Below are 564 nucleotides of genomic sequence, written 5' to 3'. Positions count from 1 at the left end.
TCCCTATCCATAGTCATCCATAATTTCACAGAAGAAAAAGAGCGAAGCAAGGCAATTGGTATTTTCAGTTCTTTTGCCGCCATAGGATCTGGAAGCGGACTTTCTTTTGGAGGCATCATTAGCACCCTATGGGGATGGCACTGGGTTTTCCTGATCAACGTACCTATCCTATTCCTGGTAGTTATTATTGCTTATTTTTACCTGGAGGCCGATGTAGCAGAAAAGAACAAAAGAGCACCCGATGTTATTTCGGGTTTATTGCTAGCCGCAACGCTGTTAATGATCAGTTACGCGGTGCATACCATTGGCGAGTTTCAAAGCCACTCGGCATTGCTGCTTTTCCTAGCTGTTGCCATTCTAATCTGTGTTAAGGTATTATACAACAGACTTACAAGGCTCTCGGAACCGCTAATAGACTTGTCTATATTTAATTCCAGTTCTGTTGTTACGGCCAATTTGGTGTTTATTCTTTTAGGGGCATTTTTTACAGGTTTCCTGTTTATGGTTTCRCTGATTCTGCAAAAGGATATGAATTTAAGTGCTGCAAAGTCTGGATTGTTGTTG

At 41.6% G+C, this 564-nt stretch carries 1 protein-coding gene; it reads left to right on the top strand.

Annotated features, from left to right (window positions below; translation table 11 throughout):
- On the top strand, positions 1–564 hold a 564-nt coding region (locus AC1DG9_RS27660), incomplete at both ends, for an MFS transporter (protein WP_477635776.1).

The sequence above is a fragment of the Pedobacter sp. 05L430 genome, from assembly GCF_056397585.1.
Note: the sequence above shows the minus strand (reverse complement) of the source record. Positions and strands in the feature narration are given on the sequence as shown.